The 18,278-nt window shown below is 58.4% G+C and carries 15 protein-coding genes; 13 read left to right on the forward strand and 2 right to left on the reverse strand.

Annotation, left to right across the window (positions count from 1 at the left end):
• The first annotated feature begins 14 nt into the window (after positions 1-14).
• The 8 genes from IVB50_RS38170 (at position 15) to IVB50_RS38205 (ending at position 8,735) form a co-directional block, all read left to right on the forward strand.
• On the forward strand, positions 15-1,400 hold the full coding sequence (locus tag IVB50_RS38170; protein ID WP_247300021.1) for an extracellular solute-binding protein: 1,386 nt from the start codon (positions 15-17) through the stop codon (positions 1,398-1,400).
• An 82-nt stretch (positions 1,401-1,482) separates the two neighbouring features.
• Positions 1,483-2,418 carry a sugar ABC transporter permease gene (locus tag IVB50_RS38175; RefSeq protein ID WP_247300023.1) on the forward strand — a complete coding sequence of 312 codons (936 nt, stop codon included), beginning with the start codon at positions 1,483-1,485 and terminating at the stop codon, positions 2,416-2,418.
• 10 nt (positions 2,419-2,428) lie between these two features.
• Positions 2,429-3,289: a carbohydrate ABC transporter permease gene (locus IVB50_RS38180; protein ID WP_247300033.1), complete on the forward strand. Its 861-nt coding sequence runs from the start codon at positions 2,429-2,431 to the stop codon at positions 3,287-3,289.
• The gene (locus IVB50_RS38185; RefSeq protein WP_247300035.1) at positions 3,286-4,227 is read left to right on the forward strand and encodes a ribokinase; all 942 of its coding nucleotides are present in this window, start codon (positions 3,286-3,288) and stop codon (positions 4,225-4,227) included. The genes IVB50_RS38180 and IVB50_RS38185 overlap by 4 nt, the downstream gene beginning before the upstream one ends.
• Positions 4,224-4,994, forward strand: coding sequence for an SDR family oxidoreductase (locus tag IVB50_RS38190; protein ID WP_026233437.1), 771 nt, complete (start codon positions 4,224-4,226; stop codon positions 4,992-4,994). The genes IVB50_RS38185 and IVB50_RS38190 overlap by 4 nt, the downstream gene beginning before the upstream one ends.
• A 28-nt stretch (positions 4,995-5,022) precedes the next feature.
• On the forward strand, positions 5,023-5,814 hold the full coding sequence (locus IVB50_RS38195; RefSeq protein WP_247300037.1) for an HAD-IIA family hydrolase: 792 nt from the start codon (positions 5,023-5,025) through the stop codon (positions 5,812-5,814).
• On the forward strand, positions 5,814-6,926 hold the full coding sequence (ugpC, locus tag IVB50_RS38200) for a sn-glycerol-3-phosphate ABC transporter ATP-binding protein UgpC (protein ID WP_247300039.1): 1,113 nt from the start codon (positions 5,814-5,816) through the stop codon (positions 6,924-6,926). Before IVB50_RS38195 ends, ugpC begins: the two co-directional genes overlap by 1 nt.
• A 33-nt stretch (positions 6,927-6,959) precedes the next feature.
• Entirely contained in the window at positions 6,960-8,735 is a 1,776-nt protein-coding gene (locus tag IVB50_RS38205) for a phosphoenolpyruvate hydrolase family protein (protein ID WP_247300041.1), read from the forward strand.
• On the opposite strand, the gene IVB50_RS38210 is transcribed toward IVB50_RS38205, so the two are convergent.
• The gene (locus tag IVB50_RS38210; protein ID WP_247300042.1) at positions 8,710-9,384 is read right to left on the reverse strand and encodes a hypothetical protein; all 675 of its coding nucleotides are present in this window, start codon (positions 9,382-9,384) and stop codon (positions 8,710-8,712) included. The genes IVB50_RS38205 and IVB50_RS38210 overlap by 26 nt on opposite strands.
• Before the next feature lie 1,083 nt (positions 9,385-10,467).
• Between IVB50_RS38210 and IVB50_RS38215 the strand changes: the two genes are divergently transcribed.
• From IVB50_RS38215 to IVB50_RS38225, 3 genes are all read left to right on the forward strand, one after another.
• A complete protein-coding gene (locus IVB50_RS38215) occupies positions 10,468-11,619 on the forward strand; it encodes a glycoside hydrolase family 88 protein (RefSeq protein WP_247300044.1) in 1,152 nt (383 codons plus the stop codon).
• A gap of 10 nt (positions 11,620-11,629) precedes the next feature.
• A complete protein-coding gene (araD1, locus tag IVB50_RS38220) occupies positions 11,630-12,622 on the forward strand; it encodes an AraD1 family protein (RefSeq protein WP_247285577.1) in 993 nt (330 codons plus the stop codon).
• 226 nt (positions 12,623-12,848) lie between these two features.
• Positions 12,849-14,201: a PLP-dependent aminotransferase family protein gene (locus IVB50_RS38225; RefSeq protein ID WP_247300047.1), complete on the forward strand. Its 1,353-nt coding sequence runs from the start codon at positions 12,849-12,851 to the stop codon at positions 14,199-14,201.
• A 58-nt stretch (positions 14,202-14,259) separates the two neighbouring features.
• Here IVB50_RS38225 and IVB50_RS38230 read toward each other — a convergent pair whose 3' ends face one another.
• The gene (locus tag IVB50_RS38230) at positions 14,260-15,705 is read right to left on the reverse strand and encodes an aldehyde dehydrogenase family protein (protein ID WP_247300050.1); all 1,446 of its coding nucleotides are present in this window, start codon (positions 15,703-15,705) and stop codon (positions 14,260-14,262) included.
• 257 nt (positions 15,706-15,962) lie between these two features.
• Between IVB50_RS38230 and IVB50_RS38235 the strand changes: the two genes are divergently transcribed.
• Entirely contained in the window at positions 15,963-17,174 is a 1,212-nt protein-coding gene (locus tag IVB50_RS38235; RefSeq protein ID WP_247300053.1) for a CoA transferase, read from the forward strand.
• A gap of 74 nt (positions 17,175-17,248) precedes the next feature.
• Positions 17,249-18,028 carry an enoyl-CoA hydratase-related protein gene (locus IVB50_RS38240; protein WP_247300055.1) on the forward strand — a complete coding sequence of 260 codons (780 nt, stop codon included), beginning with the start codon at positions 17,249-17,251 and terminating at the stop codon, positions 18,026-18,028.
• Positions 18,029-18,278 lie beyond the last annotated feature (250 nt).

The following is an 18,278-nucleotide window of genomic DNA, read 5'->3' on the forward strand; positions in this document are numbered from 1 at the left end:
CATCGGAGGGAATCATGCCAAGGACGCTCGCCGCTTTGCGCGGCCATACGGCTAGTTTTGCAAAAAAAGCTCTCATCTGCTCCACGCTTTTGGCCGGAACGGCCATGGCGTTTTCCCAAGCTAAGGCGGACGACATCAACTGGCGCCAGTTCGAAGGCACGTCGATCGTCTGGGCCTACGACATTCATCCGTATGCCGACGCGGTCGCGGCCCAGTTGCCGGAATTCGAGAAACTCACCGGCATCAAGGTGACGCCCGAACTCTATCCCGACGATGCCTATTGGAATAAGCTGACCATCCAGCTCAGTACAAAATCCCGCAGCTGGGACGTGGTGGGCACGGGCATTCAACCGGCCTGGGATCTCGCACCGGGCCAGTTGCTCGAGCCGCTCGATCAGTATCTGAACGACGCTAAGCTCACGGCCGCGGGCTACGACTACAAGGATTTCTTCCCTGCATTGCGGGATGCGCTGACCTGGAAAGTCAAGGAAGGCCAAATCGAGCCGGGAAGCGGGCAGGTGTGGGCGATCCCGCATGGCTTTGAGAACATCCAGCTGTTCTACCGTAAGGACATACTTGCCAAATACGGCATCGGGGTCCCAACGACTCCGCCAGAGATGTCCGCCGCCTGCGATAAGCTGAAGGCTGCGGATCCCGCCATCACCCCTTTGGGCGTGCGCGGCGTGCGTTTTTGGAGCAGCATCCACACAGCTGCCATCTCGATTGCCAGGTCCTATGGCGTGCATGATTTCGTCGTCCAGGACGGCAAGTTGGAGACAGGGCTGGATTCGCCCGAGTCGATCGCCTTCCACAAAGACTATGTGGACATGATCAAGAAATGCGCGGCGCCGTCCTTTGCCAATGACAACTGGTACCAGGTCGTTGATGGCATCAATTCAGGGCGCACCGCGATGGCGATTGATTCTAATATGTTCGGGTTTTGGAACGACGTGGCTGGCAAGCCCGCGTCCGGCAAAATCGCGTTCGCACCCCCATTGCACGCTCCGACCAGCAAGAACTTCGAGTCGAATATCTGGATCTGGTCGCTTGCGATGAACGCTGCGTCCCAGAAAAAAGGAGCCGCCTGGCTGTTCATCCAATGGGCGACATCGAAGCAAGTCGAGCTGAACGGCGCCATCGCCGGCAAGCTCGTCAACTCTCCGCGCGCCTCGACCTGGAGCGACAAGGCCTGGCTCGACTATGCGGCAAAGCCAGAGTTCAACAATTTCGTAGACACGTTTAAAACCGTGCAGGAACGGGCGCAACTCGCCTTCACAGCCCGCGTCGGCTTTGCCGAAGCAATGAACGCATGGGCCGTAGCCATGCAGAAAATGGTCAACGGAGCCGACGTGAAGGCGACGCTGGCCGCCCTTGCCTCGGAAATCCGTTCGTCAATGTGAAACAAATGGGGCGGCGAGCTCATCGCCGCCCCATGCATTTTAGAGATAGACCGAGATGGACCTTCGAGGATCCGACGGGCTCGTGACGCTGCAGTCTTCAGCCAGCCCACTTGTTGCGTCAAACGATAAGGCGGTCGCGCGCGCCGAGCAGTCGCATCTTGACTGGTGGAGCATCGCAGCCATAGCGCCAGCGATCACCATATTGCTCGGCTTTCTTTTTCTGTTCTTCTATGGCGTCTTTCAGTCACTGACGGATCTCAAGTTCGGTCGACCGCTGGTCCACTTCGTCGGCCTCAACAACTATGCAGCGCTGATCAAGTCGGATGATTTCTGGAACAGCATTCGCGCCACTCTTGTCTACGCCGGATCGGCGGTGGTTGCGGAGGCTGCCTTCGGTCTTGCACTTGCAAAATTGTTCGCGACCGAAGTCATCGTTGCACGGCTGATGCGGCCGGTCATCCTCTTGCCCCTCGTGCTGCCTCCGATGAGCGTAGCGCTCATGTGGACGACGATGATGGACCCGCAAAGCGGAATCCTCAACTATCTGCTCTCGCTTGCAGGAATCGCCCGCTTTGCATGGATTTCAGATCCCAACACCGCAATGTTCTCGCTCGTCCTGATTGACGTCTGGACCTACACGCCATTCTTTGCGCTGATCATTTTCGCAGGCCTTCAGGGTATCAATGAAGAACTGAGGGAGGCCGCGCGTGTCAATGGCGCAAAGGGGTGGGCAACCTTTGTGCATATCGAGTTGCCGCTGATCGCTCCCTACATTCTGATCGCCGCGGTGTTTCGGCTGATCGAATCGCTCAATCAGTTCGACATCATTTTTGGCACTACGCAAGGCGGGCCTGGAGATAGCACCTCCGTTCTTTCCGTGCGCGCCTACATTATCGCATTCCAGAATCTCGCCTTCGGGCGTGGTGCAGCCCTCATGGTCGTCAACTGGATGATCGTGCTGGTGGGAACGTTCGCCATGGTCAAGCTGTGGCGCGTCGTGCGGCAGCGCGTCAGCTGAGGGCCAACGTATGCGACTGAAACGCGCCACCTCCGTCAATTTGATCCTCAACCTGCTCGTCGGCCTTTGCGCATTGATCCTGGCCTTCCCGCTTGTCTGGATCGTGATGATGTCGCTCAAGCAGCAGGCAGAGGGCATGACCTGGCCGCCGACCTTCTTGTTCTCGCCGACATTGGAAAACTTTCGCGTCTTGTTTGACGTCGCCCAAGCCGGAGCAACCAGCTACGGCACTATCAAGATCGATTTCCTGACCCCGATCACGAACAGCGTCGTCATAGCGCTTGGCTCTGTCATCGTGTCCGTGCTCGTGGGGGTCCCTGCCGGCTACGTGCTGGCAAGGCGGGACATACCCCTCAAAGAAGACATTGCCTTCTTCATTCTGGGCTTCCGCTTTGCCCCGGTCCTACTGGTCGTCATCCCCCTGTTCAGCGTTTTCCAGACGATTGGCCTGTATGACACCTATATCGGCATGATCTGGGTCTACCAGGTCGTCACACTGCCGATGATCGTTTGGCTGAGCCGCTCCTATATCGAAGATATCCCAAAGGACATCGAAGAGGCGGCGGCCATGGATGGTGCCAAGCCGGTCAGGGTCGTGTTGCATATCGTGCTGCCGCTTTTGAAACCCGGTCTGATTGGGGCCTCTCTGCTCATCTTCCTGCTCGCGTGGCACAATTTTGCCCTCGGCCTGATCCTCTCTTCGACCAAGGCGCCGGTAACCGTCGCTCTGCTCAAGCTGCTAAACCCGGGCGTGCAATTCTATCCCGTTATGGCGGCAGGATTGGTCGTGACGATGATCATTCCCGTGATCCTGATCGTCATCGGCCAGCGCCACCTGGAGCGTGGCCTTACCTTTGGTGCTGTAAAATGAGTGCCAGGCCGTTGATGTTCTTCGGAACGACAAACCTCGATCTCTGCTTCAATGTCGAGCGGCTGCCAACGCCAGGTGAAAGCCTGATGGGAACGCTGACCCGTCACCCGGGAGGGAAAGGCGCCAATCAGGCTGTCGCCGCGGCTCGGCTTGGCTTGAGACCGCACTTCTACACGCGCCTTGGCGATGATGATGCTGGTCGTTGGCTCCTGCAGTCCCTGACAGAGGCCGGCGTTTGCGCCGACGCGATCAAAATCGCGCCGGGTGAAGTCTCCGGCTCGGCTCTGGTCATGGTCGGTGACGACGGTACTAACATGATTGTCATAGACCCCGGCGCCAACCTAAACGTCACGCCACAGATGATTGAGAACGCCGCGGAATTCATTCAGCACAATGCGATCGTGGTCGCCGAAATGGGTATGCCGATCGGAGCGCTCAACAGGCTCTTCGAGCTGAAGCGGGACAAGGGCTTCGAGCTGATCTTCAATCCGGCGCCAGTGAGGTCCGGGCTTCCGTCGACAGCGTGGAGCAGTGTCGATTTCGTCACACCGAACCAGACAGAGGCTTTTGAGCTGACAGGTATCGAGGTCGACGACTTTGAAGGTGCCGCCCACGCTGCGTCCAAGCTTCTTGATCTCGGGCCAGGTGCCGCGCTGATCACCCTCGGGGCACAGGGCGCCTATTATGCTGATAAGACCCGCTCTTTTGCCCTGCGAGCCTTTCCCGTGAGAGCGGTCGATACTACCGCCGCAGGCGATGCCTTCAACGGAGCATTCGCCGCATCACTGGCCGAACGGCTGCCCTTGAGAGAAGCGGTCAGGAAAGCGCTGGCGGTAGCCGCGCTCTGTGTGACTAGACGCGGCGCGCAAAGCTCCATGCCGAGCGCCGAGGCCGTTGACGAGTTTCTGAAATCCCAAACGATCCTGGAGTTGGAATGACCGAACAGTTCTCAGTTTCAAACAGAACGGTGCTCGTGACCGGTGCCGGGGGCGGCATCGGGTCTGCCATCGTGAATGCGTTTCGATCTGGTGGAGCGAATGTCCTTGCCACCGATGCCAACCTGGAAACTCTCAGGAGCACTCTGGCAAGCCTGCCCCATGGCAACGGCGTATTACCGATGGCGATGGATGTCGCAAGTGAGGACGATGTTAACAGGGTTCTGGACGCGGTCGCCAAGCACTTTGGCCGGCTCGATGTGCTGGTCAACAATGCGGGCGTCAAATCTGCCCAACCGCTCCTGAATGGCGATGCGGACAAAATCGAGCGGACCATCCAGATCAACTCGGTCGCGGTCCTGCGCTGCTCAAAGCTCGCGATCGAGCGCTTCATGAAGGACAAAGGGGGCCGGATCGTCAATATCGGATCCTCGCTATCGTCCCAAGGTGCAGTCTTTAACTACCAGGCGGGCGGCGCCGACTATTGTTTGTCGAAAGCAATTGTTCACGACCTCACCAAGCTGCTCGCCTATGAATGTGCCCCACACAAGATCAATGTGAATGCCATTGCGCCCGGGATCATCGATACACCGATGCATGGGCGCCCGCGCGAGGAAACCGAGGCACGTCACGGGGGCCGTATCCCGCTCGGACGGGTCGGCGTGCCGGAGGATATCGCAGGCCTTGCTGTTTTTCTTGCAAGTCCTGCAGCTTCCTACATGACCGGGCAGATCGTACACGTGAATGGCGGGATGCTGATGAATGGCTAGTGTCGCTTCTCCCCCCATTTGGCCGCCAGTGGACGGCATCATTTCGGATCTCGACGGCGTCGTCTACCGCGGCAACGCGGCTATCGTCGATTCCGTCGAGGCATTTGGACGGTGGCAGGAAGCCGGATTGCCCATCTGCTTCGTAACGAACAACTCGACACACACGCCAGCAGATGTCGTCAGCAAACTGGCAGGCCTTGGGCTTGTTATTGCGCCGAAGGACGTGGTCACCAGCGCCATCACCGCCGCCGAGCTCATCCGCGCTACATACCCGAAGTTTGGGCGTATATTCGTCATCGGCGCGCCATCCCTCACGAAAGCCATGACAGACGCTGGGCTCGAGGTGACCGATCGAAAGCCCGACGCCGTGGTCATGGGGCTCGATCGACAAATTACGCATGAGAAGCTGCGGATTGCGGTCGACGCGATCCTAAATGGAGCAGCCTTTATTGGCACCAACCCCGACCTCCTGTTGCCGACGGCAGGTGGATTCGAGCCCGGGGCAGGAGCTACGATCGCCGCCGTGGCTGCCGCCACGAAAGTGGAGCCTTTGATTGTTGGCAAGCCGGAGCCGCATATGATCGAGACTGCACTTTCCCGCCTGGGCACGGTACGCAGCGCCACCTTGATGATCGGAGACCAGATTCAGACTGATATTCAGGCTGGCAAGAGAGCAGGGCTTCCGACCGTGCTGGTCACGACCGGCGTGCCGCCCCGAGATGATCCCTCACTGGAATCGCCCGATTTCATCGTGTCCAGCCTGTCTGAGGTTGGGATAGCCCGAACCAACATTGGAAGCCAGCGACCGAGGAGAGCGTGATGGCCGATGTTCGCCTGGAAGGTATCAATAAGGCCTATGGGACGATCCAGATCCTGCGGAATGTCGACCTGATCATTGAACATGGCGAATTCGTCGTGTTCGTTGGACCATCGGGTTCAGGCAAGTCGACGCTGCTCCGAATGATCGGAGGGCTCGAGCGTATCAGCGGCGGGCGGCTCTTGATCGACAACGAAGTCGTCAATGACGTTGATGCCGCCGACCGAAACATCGGCATGGTGTTTCAGAGCTACGCACTCTATCCGCACATGACCGTGCGCGAGAACCTTGCCTTCCCCCTGCGTATGGCCAACGTTACGAAGGCCGGGATTGAGGCCAGGGTCGCCGAGACTGCATCGCTCTTGCAGATCGATCATCTGCTGGAACGCAAGCCTCGGCAACTTTCAGGCGGACAAAGGCAGCGCGTCGCTATTGGGCGTGCCATTGTACGCGAACCCAAAGTGTTCCTGTTCGACGAGCCGCTGTCGAATCTCGATACTGAGTTGCGGGTGCAGATGCGGGTGCAGATTGCCAAGTTACACAAGCAGCTTGGCAACACCATGATCTACGTGACCCACGATCAGGTCGAGGCAATGACAATGGCCGACAAGATCGTCGTACTCAAGGACGGCAACATCGAGCAAGTGGGCAGTCCGCACGACCTCTATCACAATCCGGCATCTCGCTTTGTCGCCGGGTTCATCGGCTCGCCTAAGATGAATTTTCTCAGCGGCCACATCGAATCAGCGCACGCGACGGGCATGGGCGTCAAGCTCGATGCAGGCGCGACAATCCTCGTTCCCGTCCAGCCGAACCAGTCGCTTGTCGGCAAGCCGATCACGGTCGGAATTCGCCCCGATGATTTCTCTCCATCCGCGGCGGAGAAGACCGATATTGGGATCGAGATCGACGTCGATTTCGTCGAGCATCTTGGCAGCGTCACCTACATCTACGGCAATGCTGGCAGAGAATCGATGGTTGCCAAGGCACCGAACGCGGCGGCGCCCAGTAGGTCGGGCAAGGTTCGTCTTGCGGCTTCGCCGGCGGACTGCCACCTCTTCATGATGAACGGAAATGCGCTGCGACGGTTGCATGCGCCGGCAAATTGGAGCTAGCCTTCCGACCTGCCCTGCAGGAGGCGGGACGGCATGCACACGCGGGTGGACCAGGTCAAGGGCGGCGGGATCAGGCGGTTCTTCCGGAACTCTCGTTCTTTTGTACTCGGGGCGGGGATCGGATCAGGCATGGCGGCCAGAGCTGCCGAGCGGGCGGGCGCGGATTTCGTGCTTGCGCTCAATGCTGGCCGGTTTCGCGCAATGGGTGGCTCTTCACCTGCCTCAATTCTTCCGATCCGCAACAGCAACGAATTCGTGGCTGGCTTCGGTCGGACCGAGATCCTGCCTTCAACGAAATTGCCAGTCTTTTTCGGGGCCTGTACCTTCGATCCAAAGCTCGACATCGACCGCTTTCTCGAGCGCATCATCAGCTGGGGCTTTTCCGGAGTCACCAACTTTCCTTCCGTGATCCACATCGATGACTACAGAAGATCTCTGCTGGAAAAGTCCGGCCTTGGCTACGAGCGGGAAATCGAACTCCTGGTCAAAGCTGCACAACACGGCCTGATGGCAATCGGCTATACGCGCACCCAGCCCGAGGCAAGGCGCATGGTCGAAGCCGGCGTCGAGGCCATCTGCATCAATTTCAATCTCAACCGGCCGATCGAAAGCGGATGCGACCCCACGATCAGCCTGTCCGAGCTCGCCGCGCGCACAAGCGCTGTTGCTCGCGTCGCTCATTCCATCGACAGGAACACGATCTGCCTGATGGGGGGCGGGCCAATTACGAAGCCTGACGAACTCCTCGATATCTGCCGCGAAACAGGTGTTCAGGGCTTCATCGGCGGCTCGTCGCTCGACCGCGTCCCGTTGGAAATGTCGGTCCTTGAGGTGACTTCAGGCTTCAAGACCATTCACTTGTTGCGGGAGAAGGTCGATCTTCTCGAGCGTCAGCTCCAACTGAGCGGATTCAGGCACGGTGTGATCGCGCAATCCTCAATCATGAAGCGCGTGCTCGAGACCGCAAGGCGCTTGGCAGGCCATCCCAGTCCTGTGCTGGTGTGGGGCGAGGCGGGGTCAGGAAAGCGACGAATAGCCAGTCTGGTCCACGCCTTCAGCGACAAGAAACTGATCAAGCCTGCGCTGTTTCAATGTCGGCCCGGCCCAGCCATCGATACGGTCGGCGTCCTGTTCGGCGCCGGGCAGACTGAGACCAGGCGACGCCAAGTGTCGCTCCTGGAAACCGCAACGGATTCTACGATCCTGCTCATGCATGTCGATCAATTGTCCCGGGACGGGCAAGAGCGTCTTGCGGACTATCTGGAAACCGGCAGTTTCACGCCGCTGAATAGCGTAGCACTGGCACGTTCCTCTGCACGGATCATTGCAACTGCAACCGTTGCTCGCGGGGGGGCTCTTAACGCTGTACTATGCCCTCGGCTTGTTGCGCTATTTGCCGGGCTGGATATTGGGTTACCCCCGCTGCCCGATCGTCTCGAGGACCTTCCGCAACTTGTTCAGCATTTCACGGTGGAGGCTAAAGGAGATTCGAATGCCCAGACGCTCGGTATAGAAAATTCTGCGTTCTTGGCGCTCGCAGGCCACAACTGGCCGGGCAATTTGAGAGAATTACGCCAGATCGTGAATCAGCTGGTGACGTTGCAACAAACGCACATTACGGCTGATGTCCTGAGGCCACTCTTGACGGCGTCATCACCTCTGAAGCCGACAAGCGCGTTCTCCGAACGCGAGTGGATCATCGAGGGCTTGAAACGAAACAAGCTGCATCGAGGGAAGACTGCCCGGTATCTGGGGCTTTCAAGAAAAACCCTGTACAACAAGATCAAGGGGCTGAGGATCTTGGAGTAGCAGTTGCCCTCTTGTTTTTGCCCACCGGCCGCCTTGAAGCTGTCACGTCCAAGAGCGCGAACTTCGGGATCGACGACCCCTGTTGGTCAAGCCTGGCCAATTCCATCTCGTCGCAAATCCTCAGCGCGAGAGCCGTTTCCGGCAAGTAGACAATGCCATGGAGATGCGGACCAAGTCGTCTCTCTGCCGATATCATCGCAGCATCATCGGCAGCGGCGAACAAGATCTTAAACCCCAGGCTAGCAAACCATTCCATGCGCCGAAATTCGAGCTCCTGGCCGGAATCGACCGGTTCGCCAGCCGCAGATCGCTCAATCATGGACGCTGGTGGGAAATTTACTACTCCGCTGACCCCAGCTTTTTTCAACGCTTCGGCAACGTCCTCCCAACACGCGAACGGATCGATCATCATGATGGCCGCGTACGTGTGGGCGCGCGTTATCTCGGAAAGGTTTTGCAAGCCGCGCAGCAGACAGTCATTCCAATCGATAATGGGCAAGGTAGCCATCACGAGTATGGAGCCCTTCGGAAGGCTGCGCAAAGATGGTGCGTAGATTTCCAACGACGCACCTTTACGGCCGACGGGCAGAAGACTGGCAAGTTTCCCGACGCCTGTCACTTTCAACGCATTATACCCGATTTTACTCATCGTATCATTCGCCGATCTTACACGTGATTTGAACCCGGTCTACATGTGAGCGCACGCCGGATCCGCTGGCAGACCGGGCTTGTCTGCTTCCTCCCTCGACTTAAGCCGCTGTTGGAGAAGTCCAGCAGCGGCCTCTTTTTCAGGTTCCGGGCCAGTGAGGGCATGCGATGCCACCCATTCCGTCAGAAGCTTTCCGAGCAGGCGTGCTTTTTTGAACTGCGGGGGACCATCTTCGAAGCACTCGCAGGAGTGTGGCTCCATCCGGTCCTTCCGCGGACATACTAATCAGATTGCAGGTAAAAGCAGGTCGGCATTCTGCGTGCGACACCCGATAAGTCTGTACGGCGCGGTGATCTCCTCCTAGTCGAAGTCCTCGATCCCGGACACAAGGGCGGCGGGAGAAGCACGCAGACTTTCTTGGTGCTTAAGGTAGAACTTGTTCATCTTGGCTATGACCTGCGGAATGTTCGTCTCGAAGGATCTACTGAAGCTGGTCTCTCACGTCGGCCGAGGCGCTCGCAGGCTCGACGCACCTGCAGGTCTTCGTTCCAATGCTCGTTGATATCTGCCCAGCCTCGACGCGCGTCAGTCTCGGAAGGGTGATCTTCGGCATGTCCGGCCTCCTCTTAGGCACGACAGAGGGTTGTACCAACTGTCAGAGCTCTTGCGGGTGGCGCCGCCCGATCTTCGTACATTCCGACCGCGAAGCGTCCGGCCAGATCGTAGCCGAAACTTGTTGGGCGTTGCGTTAGCCTTGTGAGGACGAATTCGCGCGGCTCCCGCAGGGGAACGTTCGCAGTATTCGAGGCCGATGCCCGTTGCGACTCGGACCGATAGCCAGTCGCGAGTGGCCATGTGAGCGCTGTTTAGGACAGCGATCGAGACCGTCGCACCAATCGTGACCCGACGAGCAATTTGGCAAGCCAGTGCGGGCTAGTCGGGCGACGATAAGGGGGCAATGCCCCGATGTCAACCAAGAGAGCTGAACCAATCCGCAATTGATATATCTCAATAATCATGCAAACCTTGCCATGTGTATGGAGTGGCCACAGAGGCGCCCGATAACGGCAACAAGGACGTGAGATGACTAGGAACTGGGATGAAGCGATCGAGCGCATCAAAGATCGCATTCGTTCGACAGCGCAGCAGGTGGGCGATGGTTTCCCGCATTGGGCTGATCCAAATACCGGAATCTGGAAAACGACAGCTCATGGTGATTGGACCGGCGGCTACTGGCTCGGAATGTTGTGGCTTGCGTCGCGAGACGAGGAAGGCGAGCGCTGCAAGCATTTGGCTGACGAAGTCTGTAAGCGTCTCGTATCCCGCGTAAATGCCGACACAGCCTTCAAGGCTGCGACGTTCTACTACGGTGCGGGCCTGGGGGCGCTGCTCGGAGGAAGCAAGTCAGCGCGAGAGTTGGGTCTCGCGGCGGCAAGAGACATCAAACATCGATTCGACCCCAAGCTGGGTTTGGTGCCGCTCGGAGCGAATGCCGAAGAAGGATCACATGTTGGAGCGACCGCAAGCAGCATCGATAGCCTGGTCGTATCTCTGCTGCTCTTTTGGGCTGCAAGGGAGTCGAACGACAGCCAAATGCTGGACGTCGCCGCCAAACATACAGCCCGGGTTCTCTCAATCCATCAACGAGAAGATGGTGCCTTCGTTCAATCCTCATCCCTAGACGTGCAGAGTGGCGAAGTGCTTCAACGCTATACGCACAAGGGATACAGCGAAAGCAGCGTTTGGGCGAGGGCGCAGGCATGGGGCGTGCTGGGTGCGACCATCAGTTGCCTCTCGGGAGGCATCGACGAGCGCTTCCTTGCTGCCGCAGTCAAGGGTGCGGATTGGTGGATTGATCACGTGCCAGCCGATGGCATTTCTTACTGGGACTTCAACGATCCTGCGGCCCCGAATACTGAACGAGACACAGCCGCGAGCGCCTTCATGGCGTCTACTCTGTTCAAGCTGAGTTCGGTCGCGCCCTGTGAAGGCAAGCGTCAAAAATACAAAGATGCTGCGGAAAAGACGGCCGCCGCTCTCGTCGATGGCTATCTCACCCCGTTGGGAGACGATGACAACAGACCCGTCGGCATGTTGGTCGAGGGCTGCTTCAACAAACGGGAAGATTCTCGGCCCGAGGACTACGTCAAAAATGCCGAGCTTATCTTCGGTAGCTATTATTTGTTTGAGGCGCTGCTGATGCTCAGCGGTCGCCTGCAGCCCTCTGAGGTGTAAGGAACGCGAGATGCGACTAGTTCAATTTGTGACGCCGGAAGGCCGTCGGCAGGTGGGCGCCATTCTCAATGATGGTGCCCAGCCGGTGGTCGTAAAAGATGCGACGAGCGTCCGCGAGCTTGCGCTGGAAGCCGCGCGCTCGGATGCGTCCTTGGAACAACTTATTTCGGCACGGGGGGGTGAGGGAGAGGTCGATTACGACGAAATTGTTGCCGAGAAGAGGTTGCTTCTGCCGCTCGATCATGCGGAGCCGTCCCGCTGCACCATTTCCGTGACGGGCCTAACGCATCTCGGAAGCGCCGAATCTCGAGATGCCATGCACGCAAAATTAGCAGCAGATGATCTCTCCGACTCGATGCGCATGTTCAAACTCGGTCTTGAAGGTGGCAAGCCGGATCATGGAAGCATCGGGGTGCAGCCCGAGTGGGCATACAAGGGGGATGGTTCGTGGGCGGTGCCTCCCGAGCATCCGCTTAGTTTGCCGGCGTGGGCCGAAGATGGCGGCGATGAAGCAGAGGTCGTGGGCCTCTACGTCATCGGCGACCAAGGGGAGGTCCTGCGTGTGGGCTTCAGCCTCGGCAACGAGTACTCGGATCACGTGATGGAGCAGCAGAACTATCTCTATCTCGCCCATTCAAAATTGCGCGAGTGCTCTTACGGTCCCGAAGCCTTGCTCGGCGAGCTCCCGAGTGACGTAACGGGTACCGTGCGCGTATCGCGGGCCGGTTCAACGATCTGGTCTGACAAATTCATTTCCGGCGAAGACAACATGTCACATACCATCCGCAACCTTGAACATCACCACTTCAAGTATCGCGGTTTCCGTCGGCCGGGTGATGTTCACGTGCATTTCTTCGGCGCGAGCGTTTTGAGCTTCGCCGCCGGGGTCAGGCCGCGCAGCGGTGACGTCTTCGAGGTGGAATCGAAAGCGTTTGGCCGACCATTGCGCAACCCACTTATCGCGGACGAAAAGACGGAGCTCCTTTCGGTCAAGGTACTTTAGGTTTCACAATCGAGGCAGGTCTACCTAAGTGACGCTTGGGTCCTTCATGGAGCGAGTGACGGTGCGGCGAGGCGGCGGTCACTGACCTCTCCTGTATCCGGAGCGCTCCGCCGTCTTTCGACACGTCGGAAATCTGTTGAAAATCAGCGGCTTCTCGCCCAAATTCATGATTGCGAGCTCGGCCTCGGGAGTTGAAGGTCAAGGTCCTCTAAGATAAGCGGTTGAAATGCAAAAATGGTATCCCGAACTGCGCCCCGGCAAGGCACCCGCTTTTCTCCGTTTACTCGAGGCTATTGAGAAGGACGTTTCGTCCGGGTCGCTTGCTGTCGGGGCGAAACTCCCGACTCAGCGTGACTTGGCGGAGCGCCTCGGTCTCAGCGTCGGCACGGTGATCAAGGCCTACGCAGAGGGGCAACGCAGAAGCCTGCTCGTTGGCCACGTTGGCCGGGGGACGTTTGTTGCAGAACAGCGCCAGAGCGTCCAGTCTCGCGGGCGGGTGATCGACCTGAGCTTGAACATACCAGGCCCCTCGCGGTTGCCGAAAGTGCTCGCAGATAGCAGGTGGACGTTCCCCAGTGACATCTCCGATTATGTCGGCTACCTCTCTCAGTCCGGGGTGATGGATCATCGTAGCCAGTTCGCCAGGCTGTTGCGCGATACCGGCTTCGATACCGGACCTGACAATCTCGTCGTCACGAATGGGGCGCAACACGGGTTCTCGTTGACACTGAGCGCCATTTGTCAGCCGGGCGACAAGGTATTCGTCGAGGCCGCCACTTACCATGGCATGAAATCGTACGCTCATTTCGCCAAGCTTGAGCTGGTCGGGCTTCCAATGGATAGCGAAGGCCTCGTTCCGGAAGCGTTCGACAGAGCGGCGGCTTCGGGCAATGCGCGAGTGCTGTTCACGATGCCCACGGTCCAGAGTTCCACGGCCACAATCATGGGAGCCGCTCGCCGCCAGGAGATTGTGCGAATTGCACGCAAGCACGACATCCTAATCGTCGAGGACGATGCCTACGGCTTCTTGGACCAGGCCAGCATTCCTCTCGCCTCGCTGGCTCCGGAGCGGACGTTCTACGTCAATACGCTGTCGAAATGTCTGGCGCCCGGCCTACGCCTGGGCATGCTCGTCGTGCCCGAACAGTATATACCCCGTATCCATCAGGCCATGCGGGCGACCGTTTGGATGGCGTCTCCCATCTCCTCCATGATCGCCTCCGAGTGGATCGAGAACGGCCTTGCCGCCAAGGTGCGTCAGTCGTTGGCACAAGAAGCGAAGAACCGCGTCAAACTCGCTTCACAGATCCTACGGCCGCATGTTAGGCCCAACCATCCACCGAGCTTTCACGTCTGGCTGGATTTGCCGAGTGGCGCCGTCGAGCATGTTGCCGCCCGAGCATTGCAACGCGGAGTGATCACAACGCCGTCTTCCGCTCTGCTTGTCGATCCGTCGCTGATCTCGGGATTGCGAATCTCGATCGGCGTGCCGGATCGTATCGAGGATCTCGAGTGGGCCTTGCGGCAATTGGCCGGATCGTTAGAGCCCACCAACGAAGCTGACATGTCCATCATCTGAAACCAGAATGCGCCAAGCGCATTCTGGTTGTGCTGTCTCTTCCGGAAGTGGCACCTGGTCAGATGTTGCCGCCGAAGGAATAGGACGTCTTGACTGTCGTGTAGAACTCGGCGGCATATCTGCCCTGTTCGCGCGGTCCGTAGGATGAGCCCTTACGGCCGCCGAACGGAACGTGGTAGTCCACCCCCGCGGTTGGCAGGTTGACCATGATCATCCCCGCTTGAGCATTGCGTTTGAAGTGACTCGCGTACTTCAGACTCGAAGTGCAAATCCCAGCCGACAGTCCGAACGGGGTATCGTTTGCGATCTCCAGGGCATTTTCATAGTTACGAGCACGGATCACCGTTGCAACGGGTCCGAATATTTCCTCTCGTGCGATCCGCATTCGATTGTCGACTTCCGCGAAGAGGGCAGGAAATAAATAGAAGCCCGGCATATCTCGACTAAGCAGTTCGCCGCCAGCCACGAGCTTGGCGCCTTCATCCTGGCCTAGACGAATATAGCTGAGATCTTGATCGAGCTGACGCTGATCGACCACCGGGCCAATGTGGGTTCCGGCTCTGCAGGCGTCGTCCACTACAAGGGATTTCATACGTTCTGCCATTGCTGCAACGAAATCGTCGTGGACGCCATCTGTCACGATAAAGCGGGAGGAGGCAGTGCAACGCTGGCCCGTCGAGAAGAAGGCGCTGTTCACTGCACATTCGATGGCCACGTTGAGGTCGGCGTCGTCCAGAACGACCATCGGATTTTTCCCGCCCATCTCAAGCTGAACCTTTTTCATCGGATGAGCCGTCGTACAACTCTGCGCGATGTATTCCCCCGTGGAAGTCGAGCCGGTGAATGAAATCGCGGCAATTTTGATATTCTTCAGCATGGCCTCACCAACGACGGAGCCGCGGCCCATGACGAGGTTGAACACACCTGGCGGAATACCTGCGCGCGAGATGATCTCCGTTAACGCGTGCGCCGATCCTGGCACCAGCTCTGCTGGCTTGAATACGACCGTGTTCCCGCACGCGAGAGCAGGAGCAATCTTCCAGGCAGGGATCGCGACGGGAAAATTCCAGGGCGTGATGAGCCCCACAACGCCCACGGGTTCTCGGGTAATCTCGACGTCCACCCCAGCGCGAACGGACGGCAGCTTCTCGCCTGGGAGACGCAGACATTCACCCGCGAAGAACTGGAAGATCTGTCCTGCACGCGTGACCTCGCCAATCCCCTCTGGAAGGGTCTTACCCTCTTCGCGGGAGAGAAGCCGCCCAAGTTCCTCCTTCCGTGAAAGGATCTCGGCGGCGATCGCATTGAGGCAATCGTGCCGAGTCTGGATGGTTGAACGGGACCAGGCTCGGAAAGCGTCGAATGCCGCGTCAATCGCTCGCTCCACATCGCTTGCCGAACCTTGCGCAAATTCGCCGACCACGTCGGACGTGTTCGAAGGATTCACGTTCGGCACTGCGTTCGACGCAGCAAGCCATTCCCCGGCGATGTAATTCAAATTCATCGGTGTCCATCCAAATTAGGTTCGTCGAAAAATGCCATGCGGGCGCGATGGCGAATTCATCATCGCTCTACGCCGGCGTTGGTACCGGAATTCCCGGGGACAGTGCTCGACCGCGCCGCAATCCAATTCCACATATATTGGGCTATATCAATCCCGCATTGAGCTAGCATATGATTTGACCTGCTTAGGGTTGTGCTGTAGCTTTCGTGTGCCGGCTTGTGGCCAGCCAAAATCAGATTCATTAGAGAGGTCGCCAAGTGATCGCTGAACCCGCAGACAACACGCTCACCCCGAAAGCCGGCGCCCTTAATGGAATTGTCGTGCTGGAAGTGGGAATGGTGATGCAGGTCCCTCTTGCCGGCCAAGTCTTGGGCGATCTCGGCGCGGACGTCATCAAGGTCGAAAGACCCCAGGGCGACATCACCCGTGGGCTCGATTTCGAGGCGACTCGGGTTGGCGGAATGAGCTCCTACTATGCAGCCATGGGACGGAATAAGCGTACACTCGCCCTGGATCTCAAGAACCCAGTCGCCAAGGAAATCCTGCTTCAGCTGGTCGATAAGGCCGACGTGCTCATGCATAACTTCCGACCGGGCGTGATGGAGCGACTAGGCCTCGGATTCCCCGAACTGAGCGCGCGCAATCCTCGGTTGGTCTATGCCGCTGGGTTCGGGTTCGGTGAAAGCGGGCCTCTGGCGAGCCGGCCCGGCCAGGATATGTTGGCGCAGGCTTTCAGCGGGCTTGCTCGCGGCGGGCTTGAAGAGCATCAACCGCCTCACTTGACCAATTCGCCTATCGTTGACTACGGCGCTGCTATGTCGCTTGTACAAGGTGTTCTCGCGGCCCTTATTGAACGTCAAACCTCCGGGCTCGGCCAAGTCGTTTCGACCTGTCTGTACGATGTTGCACTCGCCATGCAACTCTGTGAAATTGCGAGCGAGAGCATTTACGGAACGAAGACGAACTGGATCAGTCAGTCGATCTTCTTCAAAACTAAAGACGGCTGGGTGTCGGTGGTTATGCTGTTCCGTGACAATCCGCTTGGGCTGATGTGCCAAGCGCTCGGTCTACCCGACATCAGCACGCGACCTGAGCTGTCAACCCGCGAAGGTCAGGTTGCGAATCTTTCGAGGGTTCAGGAACATTGCGCGGAGGCGATAGCCTCACTCACGACCGAGGCGGTGGTGCAGCGACTGTCTGAGGTGGATCTCCTTTGCACGGCCGTCAATGAGATCGCGGACGCCGTCAGTCAGGCCCAAACTGCGCACAATGGCATCATGTGGCAAGTAGATGTACCGGGGCGCGGAACCGTCCCGTTGGCCGGTCTTCCGATTAGCCTGTCGCGTACCCCGCCAGGCATCCGGATCCACCCAGCACCGATCGGTGCTGCCACCGACGAGGTGTTGTCCTCATTCGGATTCTCAGTCGAGACCATTACCGATGCCCGCAATAGAAGGGCGTTCGGCTAGCCGCCGTGACCTTCGTTCGCGGCTTGCGCGAAGAAGCGCCATAAACTCCAAGCCAAACCTTCGCGGATCACCCTTTGACCACATCAGACCTCGTCATCGCCTCCACGCCGTCCGCACATGTTCGGCTGTTGAGCATGAATAGACATGCGAAACGAAACGCTCTGAGCAATGAACTCATCGCACATATTGCCCAAGCCTGCCGCGCTGCCGTTTCCGACGAGGAGGTACGTTGCATCGTGCTCACAGGAGGCGACGCCTTCTTTTGTGCGGGCGCGGACATCAAGGAAATGCAGCAGCGCGGGTTCGAAGCCATCAACAACCCTATCAGGCGGAATGATTGGAGAGATATTACGACCTGCGTGAAGCCCATCATTGCAGCCGTTGAAGGTGTATGTTTCGGCGGCGGGAACGAACTGGCCATGCTCGCCGACATCGTGGTGGCGGGCGAGAATGCACAGTTTGGGCAGCCGGAAATCAATATTGGCGTGATCCCTGGCGACGGCGGCACTCAACGATTGACCCGCGTAGCAGGAAAATCATTGGCAATGTTGATGGTTCTGGGCGGTCAGCCAATTTCTGCTCAGGCCGCGCTGCGTGCCGGGCTCATCGCGGACATCGTCCCCACCGGCACGGCGAGCGCGCGAGCGCTCGAGATCGCAGGCCTCATTGCGCAGAAGCCGCCGCGCTCCGTCGAACTCGCCAAATCAGCGGTGCTCGCCGCGTATCAGACGCCTCTGGATGCGGGTGTGGAATTCGAACGACAGGCAATTCGGGTGGCCTTCACGACTTCGGACCAGCAAGAGGGCATGGATGCCTTCTTTGAAAAACGCCCGCCCAGATATCGGGGAGAATGAGATATTCGACGGAAGGGCCTTTGCCTTCCGTCATTGGTGCGGAACGGCTCCACCATGACGAGCCATAAGGCGGCGGTCTTCACCAATTGAAATGCCACTACCTGGCCATGCTCCCCTCTCGGCTTGAGAGTAAGGGAGCCGTTCGCAGTATTAGCATTACAGTTGCTTTTGTTGCGGGCTTCTGAATCCATGGGCAACCATGATTCGAATGTCGTGGGCGCGGGCCGCGTCGGTTGAGGCGACGCTTGCG

It is taken from the genome of Bradyrhizobium sp. 87, from assembly GCF_023073015.1.
GTDB lineage: Bacteria > Pseudomonadota > Alphaproteobacteria > Rhizobiales > Xanthobacteraceae > Bradyrhizobium > Bradyrhizobium canariense_D.

Excerpts from the sequence above, each read along its gene's own strand:
- IVB50_RS38170 (WP_247300021.1), top strand. The coding sequence starts at position 15 with ATGCCAAGGACGCTCGCCGCTTTGCGCGGCCATACGGCTAGTTTTGCA.
- IVB50_RS38180 (WP_247300033.1), top strand. The coding sequence starts at position 2,429 with ATGCGACTGAAACGCGCCACCTCCGTCAATTTGATCCTCAACCTGCTC.
- IVB50_RS38185 (WP_247300035.1), top strand. The coding sequence starts at position 3,286 with ATGAGTGCCAGGCCGTTGATGTTCTTCGGAACGACAAACCTCGATCTC.
- IVB50_RS38190 (WP_026233437.1), top strand. The coding sequence starts at position 4,224 with ATGACCGAACAGTTCTCAGTTTCAAACAGAACGGTGCTCGTGACCGGT.
- ugpC (WP_247300039.1), top strand. The coding sequence starts at position 5,814 with ATGGCCGATGTTCGCCTGGAAGGTATCAATAAGGCCTATGGGACGATC.
- IVB50_RS38205 (WP_247300041.1), top strand. The coding sequence starts at position 6,960 with ATGCACACGCGGGTGGACCAGGTCAAGGGCGGCGGGATCAGGCGGTTC.
- IVB50_RS38210 (WP_247300042.1), bottom strand. The coding sequence starts at position 9,384 with ATGAGTAAAATCGGGTATAATGCGTTGAAAGTGACAGGCGTCGGGAAA.
- IVB50_RS38215 (WP_247300044.1), top strand. The coding sequence starts at position 10,468 with ATGACTAGGAACTGGGATGAAGCGATCGAGCGCATCAAAGATCGCATT.
- araD1 (WP_247285577.1), top strand. The coding sequence starts at position 11,630 with ATGCGACTAGTTCAATTTGTGACGCCGGAAGGCCGTCGGCAGGTGGGC.
- IVB50_RS38225 (WP_247300047.1), top strand. The coding sequence starts at position 12,849 with ATGCAAAAATGGTATCCCGAACTGCGCCCCGGCAAGGCACCCGCTTTT.
- IVB50_RS38230 (WP_247300050.1), bottom strand. The coding sequence starts at position 15,705 with ATGAATTTGAATTACATCGCCGGGGAATGGCTTGCTGCGTCGAACGCA.